Source organism: Micromonospora sp. KC721, from assembly GCF_004348355.1.
Taxonomy (GTDB): Bacteria; Actinomycetota; Actinomycetes; order Mycobacteriales; family Micromonosporaceae; genus Micromonospora.
On the sequence record NZ_SMJY01000061.1, the window covers coordinates 19226 to 28069 of the forward strand.

General features: G+C 69.6%; 7 protein-coding genes and 1 tRNA gene. 3 read left to right on the top strand and 5 right to left on the bottom strand.

Going from position 1 to position 8844, the window contains the following annotated elements:
- Positions 1-54 precede the first annotated feature (54 nt).
- From E1182_RS13320 to E1182_RS13330, 3 genes are all read right to left on the bottom strand, one after another.
- The gene (locus tag E1182_RS13320; protein WP_132264668.1) at positions 55-1413 is read right to left on the bottom strand and encodes a permease prefix domain 1-containing protein; all 1359 of its coding nucleotides are present in this window, start codon (positions 1411-1413) and stop codon (positions 55-57) included.
- Positions 1410-1784, bottom strand: coding sequence for a PadR family transcriptional regulator (locus E1182_RS13325; protein WP_132264670.1), 375 nt, complete (start codon positions 1782-1784; stop codon positions 1410-1412). Before E1182_RS13325 ends, E1182_RS13320 begins: the two co-directional genes overlap by 4 nt.
- A gap of 203 nt (positions 1785-1987) precedes the next feature.
- Positions 1988-3124 carry a hypothetical protein gene (locus E1182_RS13330; protein ID WP_132264673.1) on the bottom strand — a complete coding sequence of 379 codons (1137 nt, stop codon included), beginning with the start codon at positions 3122-3124 and terminating at the stop codon, positions 1988-1990.
- A gap of 139 nt (positions 3125-3263) precedes the next feature.
- On the opposite strand from E1182_RS13330, the gene E1182_RS13335 reads away from it, so the two are divergent.
- Positions 3264-4139 (top strand): hypothetical protein, encoded by an 876-nt coding sequence (locus E1182_RS13335; protein WP_132264675.1) that lies wholly within the window; start codon positions 3264-3266, stop codon positions 4137-4139.
- Between the two features lie 255 nt (positions 4140-4394).
- Positions 4395-4793 (top strand): hypothetical protein, encoded by a 399-nt coding sequence (locus tag E1182_RS13340; RefSeq protein ID WP_132264677.1) that lies wholly within the window; start codon positions 4395-4397, stop codon positions 4791-4793.
- A 207-nt stretch (positions 4794-5000) separates the two neighbouring features.
- On the opposite strand, the gene E1182_RS13345 is transcribed toward E1182_RS13340, so the two are convergent.
- A complete protein-coding gene (locus E1182_RS13345) occupies positions 5001-5900 on the bottom strand; it encodes a LysR family transcriptional regulator (RefSeq protein ID WP_243706201.1) in 900 nt (299 codons plus the stop codon).
- A gap of 93 nt (positions 5901-5993) precedes the next feature.
- On the opposite strand from E1182_RS13345, the gene E1182_RS13350 reads away from it, so the two are divergent.
- Entirely contained in the window at positions 5994-8105 is a 2112-nt protein-coding gene (locus E1182_RS13350; RefSeq protein WP_132264681.1) for an MMPL family transporter, read from the top strand.
- A 483-nt stretch (positions 8106-8588) separates the two neighbouring features.
- Here the strand turns inward: E1182_RS13350 and E1182_RS13355 are convergent.
- Positions 8589-8663: transfer RNA gene (locus tag E1182_RS13355), tRNA-Arg, on the bottom strand.
- Between the last annotated feature and the right edge of the window lie 181 nt (positions 8664-8844).

Here is an 8844-nt window from a genome sequence, read left to right on the forward strand (position 1 = left end):
CGGGCTGCGGCCCGGGTCGCCGGACCCGGGCCGCGGCGGTCAAGTGACCGTGGTTCAGCGGAAGTTGAACACCAGCGGGAAGGCGAGGACGACGGTCCAGGCCCAGGCGGCGTACACGACCAGGTAGCGGGTCTGCCAGCGTTCCAGCCGGGCGAAGGGCAGGCGGCCCCGGGTGAAGCCGAGGAACAGCCATGCCGACCACGCCAGGTTGGTGAGCAGGATCAGGTTCTCGCCCAGCGCGGCCGTCTTGTTGGGGCTGAAGCCGAACTCGGTGATCCGGCCGGTGATCGCCACCAGGACGAGCACGTCGATGACCAGCGCGGCGACGACGAGCACGAGCTGCAGCCGGTCGAAGAGGCCGGGCCGGGCCGTGAGGTCGCGGGCGGAGATGGCGTACAGCAGCAGGCCCAGGACGATGACCAGCAGCAGGTCGAACAGGATGAGCACGTCGCGTTCGACGTCGATGCCGTTGCTGGTCCAGATGAAGGCGACCAGGAAGGCCAGCAGGGTGGCGGCGAACAGCGGCGTGAAGACCCGGGTCAACACGGGCGCCATGTTCTCGATGACGCTCTGCTTGGCCTCGACCAGCCAGGCGGCCACGACGACCGCCGCCATCGCCCCGCACGGCAGCAGCCACTGGCTGACGAACACCTCGGCGTCCAGGCCGATGGCCTGGAACGTGCCCATGGTGAAGGCGGTGAGCACGCCGCCGCCCAGGGCGAGCAGGGCGAAGTAGATCAGCCACTCCCCGGTGAACCGGATGAAGTCCATCCGCCGCCGGTCCGAGCGCCAGTCGCCGCCGGCGTAGGCGACGCCGACGACCAGCCACAGCGCGATCGGCAGGTGGATCGCCGTGAGAACAATGCTCTGCGAGTCGTCGGCCAGCGGGTACGCGTTCACCGCGACCGCGCCGAGGACGAACAGCGCCGCGAGCACCCCGATGACGCGCACCCCGACCCGGCGTTGCCAGGCGAAGTAGGCGGCCAGCGCCGGCAGCGCGAACAGGCTGATGTTGCGCGCGTAGAAGCTGCCGTCGTGGTCCATGTCGAGCCCGAACAGGCCCGGCACCTTGATGGCCAGCGCCGCGATCGCCGCGCAGAGGATCATGACGGGCAGTTCGCGGCGGGTACGGGCGGCGGGCGCGTCCGGCTCTCCGGGCAGGACGAGTTGCTTCCAGAGCCGCTCGGAGTGTTCGCGGGCGAACTCGCGGGACAGGTCGTCGAGGCTGCCCATGCGCTTGACGGCGATGAGGAACGCCTCGTCGGTGCGCAGACCCCCGTCGGTCAGTTCGTTGATCCGGCTGCGCAGGTGGTCTTCCAGTTCATCCGCGTCGGTGCGGTGCAGTTCCCGGCGGCGGTCCATGTAGGCCCGCCACTCGGCGATCTGGCCCTCCAGCTCGCTGTCGACGGTCATCGTCCCGCCTCCCACGCCGGCGCCATGATCGGGGTGATGGACGGGGTGGCGCTCCAGACACCGCGCAGGGCGTCGACGACGGTGGCCCACTGGCGGCGCTGCTCGGCCAGCTCGGCGCGGCCCTGCTCGGTGATGCGGTAGTACTTGCGGCGGCGACCCCCGGGTGGGGTCTGCCAGTCCGACTCGACGTGCCCGAGCCGCTCCAGGCGGTGCAGCAGCGGGTAGAGCAGGCCGTCGGTCCACTCCAGTTGCCCGCCCGACAGGTCGTTGACCTGCTTGAGAATCGCGTAGCCGTAGCTTTCGCCCTCGGCGAGGATCCCCAGCACGAGTGGCGTGGCCGAGGCGGCGACGAGGTCTTTGGTGATGTGCATCTGACCCACCTATCCCTAGAACTGCAATGCATAGTAGTTCTAGGTATGCGGGTCGCGCAACGCCTCGCGGACGGAGCCACGTCGCCGGGCCGGCGACCGTCCGTCACCCCGGCGGCGACACGGACCACCCGGGGGCGACAGGGGCAGTAACGGTCAGAGGGTGAGTCAGACCGGCCGGGTGACCCGCTCCTACATCCTCACTGTCAGAGGGCGAACGAGACGAGGAATGGGTTGCGGAGCGCGTCGCCCCTGGTGGTGAAGCACCGCACCCAGATGCCCCTTTCCGGGCTCCACCTGGCCACCTTGCAGTGGTGCGCGCCCGTACCTTCGGCGGTCACCTGGACGTTGCCGCGCGCCATGAAGCCGTCCATCGGGGTCTGCACCCAGAACAAGCCCTCGTCCCGGCCGGTGCCCCGCGTCACACCGGTGGAGCCGGCCGGGTACGTCCACTGCGGATACACCGCGCCACCGGAAACCCGGGTGTACGCACCCCAGGGCGTCCAGACAAGGCTGGTGTCCCGAGAGTACGTGATGCTGAACCGGGAGTCGCTCCGCTCGCCCGCCGCGTTGTGACAGGCCACCTCGACCTGCGTGTTCTCGTCGTTCACCCCGAACGTCAGCACCTTGCAACGACGGCCCCGGTCGTCGCGGGCGGTCACCTGGACGTGGCCCCGGTTGGCATCCGGTGGGAGCTGCCTGCTGCCGAGGCCATGGAGGTAGACGGTGTAGCGACCGGTGCCGACACGTCTGACCTTGTTGGCCTGCCCGGCGGAGTTGAACTGCGTCTCGGCCGGCAGGTCGTGGTCGCGGTCGGCGATCCTGGTGGTCAGGTAGGCGAAGTCGCTGTGTCCGCCGGCAATTCCGGACGCGCTGGCCCAACTGGCGGTGAACTCCGAGTCGGCGGGGGCGCCGGAGGTGTCGAAGCAGCGCACCCAGACGGTGATGCCGAAGACGAAGACCTCACCGGTGACCGGGGACACGTACCCGTAGCGGTCCAGGTTCTCCACCGAGCAGTACGAAGCCGCGTCGCCGTACGCGGTCACGTGCGCGACCCCGAGGCTGGACCCGAGCTTCGTGGCGACGTCGGGCAGCCATACCTGATATCTCCCGACATCGATGCGGGCGACCTTGTTCGGGCTCCGAGACGTGTTCTGGTTGCGCGCCGCAGACGGGGTGTACGCGAGCGTGAACGGCTGGTCAGCGTGCACGTACGCGTAGCTCTGCTGCACTGCGGCGGCGTGCGCCGCCGGGGGTACGGCGAGCAGACCGGCGGCGAGCACGGGCGACGCGACCAGCGCCGCGAGACGAATCCGGGTTGTCCGGCCCTGACCTGTGACCATCGCTCTCCCCCTCGCCGCCGCGTGGCACGCGCACCCCGGCCCTCTGTGGTGGGCACATTTTCCACCGGCCGCGCAAGGCCCCCCGCTTGCCGACATCGGCCACCATGACCGGCGCCGGGTCGGTACGCGAGGGGGAACCATGGTGAACAGAGTCGGACGTCGGCTGGTGAGCGTCGGCGTGTCGGTGGCGCTGGCGAGCGGCGTGGCGGTGAGCCCCGCGGCTCCGGCGGCGGCGGTACCGTCGATGGTGTTCGTCACCGCGACGAGCCCGATCGACACCCGCCTCGGCAGGACGCAGGTCGTGCACTGCCCGCCGGGTCGGCGGATCCTCGGTGGCGGTGGCTACGTCGGCGGTGCCGGCCGGGAGGTCGTCATCGACACGATGATTCCGGTCAGCACCCCCACCGGTGACTACTTCGAGGTGAACGCCTCGGCGACGACCCGCGCCGACGGCACCGGGTTCCGGGGCGAGTGGTTCCTGGTCGCGTACGGCATCTGCGGGCACGCCCCGGCCGGCCTGGAGTACGTGTCGGCTGTCTCCGCCACGGGCTTCGAGAGCACCTATGGTGTCAGCGTGTCCTGCCCCGCCGGGAAGCGGGTGATCGGTGTCGGCGGCGAGGTGACGCCCGCGTTCGGGTTCGCGGTGCTCGACGACGTCCTCCCGGTCACGACTCTCACCAGCGTCCGGGTGACGGCCTTCGAGACCGAGACGGACTCGCCGGTCCGGTGGGGAGTCAAGGCCCACGCGGTGTGCGCCGACCCGATTCCCGGGCTCGCCCTGGTTTCGGCCACCTCACCCAGCGACTCGGCGGACAAGACGGTCGGCGTGAGCTGCCCGACCGGCACGAGGGTGCACGGCCTGGGGGCGAGCCTGGCGCCGCCGCTGGGCGAGGCCGCCATCACCGCGCTGTACCCGTCACAGCCACTGGAGCACGTGCGGCTGGAGGCCCGCGAGGACCTGACCCGGTACACCGGTAACTGGACCGCCCGGGTGCACGCCATCTGCGCGACGTAACGGGACCGGATCCTCGCCGTCGCTCGCCACGCTGCCGGCATGTCGCCCAGTCCGGACGTGTTCCGCTGGCCAACCGTGATCGCGCGGTAGCGATGCGCCGCAACCGGCCGTAGCCGCGCGATCTGCGTCTCGTGTGGTGGTTGGCCGAGCTAGATGGAAAACCGTCCCTATTGTGGACCATTTGGGTGGCGGTGCCGGGTGGTTATCCTGCCGTCAGTAGAGTGAGGTGGCAATTCATCCAGAAAGGACACCTGAATGCTGCGTCGGATCACGTCCCTCATCGCCGCGACACTGCTTGCCGTGGTCACCTCGGTCACGGTTGCCGCGTCGCCGGCCATGGCCGGTGAGAACGCGATGGCCTGGACGTACTACGGCGGAACCGCCCGGGGGCAGGCCGTCTGGTACCACGACGGGGACAGCCTCAAGGTCTGCGACATGAGCGCCGACGGTCGGGGCATCCGGGGCGTCGTCTACTCGTACAACTCCTCGGGCGGGTTCTGGGAGAACGAGTTCACGGTCACCGACTCGAACTCCTCGGACGGCTGCAAGTACGGATCGCAGAACGTGCCGGACGGACGGAAGGTCGAGATCCTGGTCTACCAGTACTGGGGCAACGAGACGTGCTGCGGCGAGACCTCGATCGGCGTGGCCTGAGCCGAGCCGGTGGCGGCCCGCCCGGCTCTCCGGCCGGGAGGCCGCCACCGTGACCGACCGTCCAGTCGGTAGAGGTGCTACCCAGCATCTGGCACAGGCACCGACCGTCGAGCGCCCGTACGACCGCGACGACTTTCCCCTGCCGCGCTGCCGCACCTGAGCTTCCCGTGATCAAGACGAGTTTTGGCGACGACCGGGATGCCTTGGTCATGGGGAGGTGATGACATCAGTCACGCAGCGGCGGAGCCACTCGTGCGCGCCGTCGGTGTCGTGCCGGCGGTGCCACGCCAGCGACACCTCCATCGTGGGCAGCGCGAAGGGCAGGGCGAGCACCCGCACGCCGGGTACCCATGACGCGTGCTCGCCTCGCCGTACCGGTAACAGCCCCACCAGGTCGCTGCGCGCAACCATCAGCAGCGCCTCGGTGTGCGACGGGACGACCGCGATCACCGCGCGGCGCAGGCCATGCGCGGCGAGTGCGGTGTCCAGCGGGCCGGTGGCCAGGCCCTGGCGGGACGCGCTGATGTGGTCGGCGGCGGCCAGCCGGGCCGCGGTAAGGCGACCGCGGGTGAGGGGATGCCCTTCCCGCACCGCCAACGCCATCCCGTACTCCGCCAGTGGCTGCACCTGGACATCCGGCGGCGCGCCGCTGATGACACCGATTTCCAGATCGACGTCGCGGTCCCGCAGACGGCCAGCCTCGGTCGTGCTCTCGCCGAGAAGCCGCAGCCTCACACCGGGCGCCTCGCTGCGGATCCGGTCCAGCAACCGCGCGCCGACCACGGCGGCCAGGTCGGCGGCCACGATCGAGAAGGTGCGGGTCAGCCGGGGCAGGTCCGGCATGCCCGGCGGCGTGAAGATCGCCTCGGCGCGCTCGATGAGTTCGCGCGTGGCGACCTGAATCTCCAGTGCCCGTGGCGTCGGCGTCATGGTGCGACCGGTGCGCACCAGGATGGCGTCGCCGGTGGCCTTGCGGATGCGTGCGAGCGTGCGACTCATCGCCGGCGCGGAGAGGTGCATCCGGCGCGCGGCGCCCCCCACGCTGCGCTCGCTGAGCAGCGCGTCGAGCGCGGTGAGCAGGTTCAGATCCAGCCGTGATTGCGTCACATGCATCCTTCCTGTGCGAAAGTTGCATTTGAGGTTAACTCATCGAGACCCTAGCGTCGGCCACATGACCTTGATCGGCAGCAAGGAATCCCGATGATGCGACAAGTAATGACCCTGCCCGCCGGCAGGGTGGCGAAGTGGGTCATCGTGGCCCTCTGGATTGCCCTGCTGGTCCCGGCGCTGATGCTGGCCGGCAAGCTCGGCGACGTCGAGAAGAACGACAACGCGGCCTGGCTGCCCGGCAACGCGGAGTCGACCAAGGTCGTCGAGCAGGCCGGGAAGTTCCAGCCCGCCGAGACCCTGCCCGCCATTGTGATCTACGACCGGCCAGGGGGCGTCACCCCCGCCGACATGACCAAAGCTCGGGCCGACGCCGAGGCATTCAAGGGCATCACGAACGTCGTGGGGCAACCACAGGGCCCATCGAAGTCCCAGGACGGCAAGGCCATTCAGACCGTGGTCCAGGTTCACGACGGTAAGGAAGGCTGGGACGGAGCCCGCAAGGTCATCGACGCGATGACCAGGGTCGGTGAGCAGAACGCCAATGGGCTCGGGTTCCACGTCACCGGACCGGCCGGGTACGCGTCCGACTCGGTGAAGTCCTTCGGCGGAGGAGGTCTCGTGGAGACGATCACCGCGTTGGTGGTCGTCGCCATCCTGCTGTTGACCTACCGCAGCCCACTGCTGCCCCTGGTGCCGCTACTGGCCGCGGGCGGCGCTCTTGTCACGGCCGAAGCGGTGATCTACCTGCTGGCGAAGAACGCGGGGCTCACCGTCAACACGCAGACCAGCTTCATTCTGACCGTGCTGGTGTTCGGCGCGGCCACCGACTACGCGCTGTTGCTCATCTCGCGATACCGGGAGGAGTTGCGGCGGCACGAGGACCGGCACGAAGCCATGGCGGAGGCCCTGCGCCGCTCTGGTCCCGCGATCATCGCCAGCGCCGCGACCGTCGCGGTGAGCCTGCTGGTGCTGATGCTCGCCACGCTCAACTCCACCAAGGGACTCGGGCCGGCCAGTGCCATCGGCATCCTCGTCGGGCTGCTGGCCATGCTCACCCTGATGCCGGCCCTGCTGGTCATCTGCGGACGGTGGATCTTCTGGCCGGTGAAGCCGTCGTACGGATCGGCCGGGGCGACCGGGGCGAGCATCTGGACCCGGGTCGGCGTCGCTGTCTCCCGCCGGCCGAGGATCGTGTGGGTCGGCACCGCGCTCGTCCTCGGCGTCATGGGGCTCGGGGTGGCGGGGCTCAAGGCCGACGGGATCCCCAGCAAGGGCCAGTTCACCACCGAGACGCAGGCGGTCGTCGGTGAGGAGATCCAGGCCAGGCACTTCCCGGCCGGGTCAGGCGACCCGGTCTATGTGGTGGCGAAGGCCGCCTCGGCGGAGCAGGTCAAGACTGTGCTGTCCGGCGTCCCAGGCATCGCCGACGTCGCGGCACCGATGATCAGGGAGGGTGAGGGACTCGTCGTCGGAACGCTTGACGCCCCGCCCGGCAGCAGGGCCGCGATGCGCACCGTCGAGCAGGCCAGAGCCGCGATCCACCGGATCGAGGGTGCGGAGGCCCTGCTCGGCGGCAACACGGCGATAGCACTCGACATCCAGCAGGCGGCTGCCCGCGACGCCAAGGTGATTATCCCTATCGTGCTCGTCGTGGTGTTCGCAATCCTCGCGTTGCTGCTGCGGGCGATCGTCGCGCCACTGCTGCTCATGGCGACGGTGGTGCTGTCTTTCGGAGCGGCCCTCGGCGTGAGCGCCCTGGTGTTCAACCACGTGTTCGACTTCGCCGGAGCGGACGCGAACTTCCCGCTCCTGGTGTTCGTGTTCCTGGTCGCCCTGGGCATCGACTACAACATCTTCCTGGTCACCCGGGTACGTGAGGAGGCGATGCTGCACGGCACCCGACGCGGCGCGCTGACGGGGCTGTCCGCCACCGGGGGCGTGATCACTTCGGCGGGTCTGGTGCTGGCCGGGACCTTCGCGGCGCTGGGCGCGCTGCCACTGGTGTTCGCGGCGCAACTCGGGTTCGCGGTGGCGTTCGGTGTGCTGCTGGACACCATGATCGTCCGCTCGGTCCTGGTCACCGCGCTGGCCCTGGACGTGGGCCGATGGATGTGGTGGCCCAGCAAACTGTTCAAGCACCGCGACGACGCCCAGCCTCCAGCGGGCAGGCCCGACTCGGCACCCGCGCTCGCGGGCACCTGACAGAGGTCACCACCGGCACTCCAGCACCAGGGCCTTCCGCCATCAACCGGAGGCCCTGGTGCTGAAAATGACGCCACCGCCCCCACGGCAACCGCGACGAGCCTGGCTGACGTGCTGCCCCAACCGCCCAGATGGGGCGGTTCGCGGTGATGCGCTGTGCGAGAGTGAGCGCGACGAGCACGGTCGTTGGAGAAGGCCGTGACTGACCCAGCGGTGCCGGCGGCCCGGGGCCACGCTCCTCGGCGGAGAGCCCGGAGACGGCCCGCATCAGCGGAAGCGCTCCCGGCCACCACCTTCTCGGTGACGACACTGACGGCAGCAGCGACTCCCGCCAGTACAGCCACGTCCCGATGGATGCCGTCGTCGGTCGGGTGCTGCGACCGATCCGGGGCGGAACCCGGTCGACCAGCCGTGGCCGACCGCACGGGAAAGGCCGCTGACCCGATCTCTCTGGTCAGCGGCCTTTCCCGTGATCTTCGGCTCTGGTGCCCCCGGCAGGATTCGAACCTGCGCCCCCGCCTCCGGAGGGCGGTGCTCTATCCCCTGAGCTACGGGGGCTCAGCGACCGGGAAAGAGTAGCAAACCCTCCTCCCGATCACCCAATCGGTATCGCCCACTCCGTGCCGCCCACCGCCCACCCCGCCTCGTGCCTGGGTGATCATGAAGTTTGCGACCAGGTGGATCTTCTTATGGGCCGCCTACTTCATGATCAAGAGGGGTTGGTGGGTGGGTTAGGCGG

Coding starts and splice junctions, on each gene's coding strand:
- E1182_RS13340 (WP_132264677.1), top strand. CDS start 4,395: ATGCTGCGTCGGATCACGTCCCTCATCGCCGCGACACTGCTTGCCGTG.
- E1182_RS13350 (WP_132264681.1), top strand. CDS start 5,994: ATGATGCGACAAGTAATGACCCTGCCCGCCGGCAGGGTGGCGAAGTGG.
- E1182_RS13320 (WP_132264668.1), bottom strand. CDS start 1,413: ATGACCGTCGACAGCGAGCTGGAGGGCCAGATCGCCGAGTGGCGGGCC.
- E1182_RS13330 (WP_132264673.1), bottom strand. CDS start 3,124: ATGGTCACAGGTCAGGGCCGGACAACCCGGATTCGTCTCGCGGCGCTG.
- E1182_RS13325 (WP_132264670.1), bottom strand. CDS start 1,784: ATGCACATCACCAAAGACCTCGTCGCCGCCTCGGCCACGCCACTCGTG.
- E1182_RS13335 (WP_132264675.1), top strand. CDS start 3,264: ATGGTGAACAGAGTCGGACGTCGGCTGGTGAGCGTCGGCGTGTCGGTG.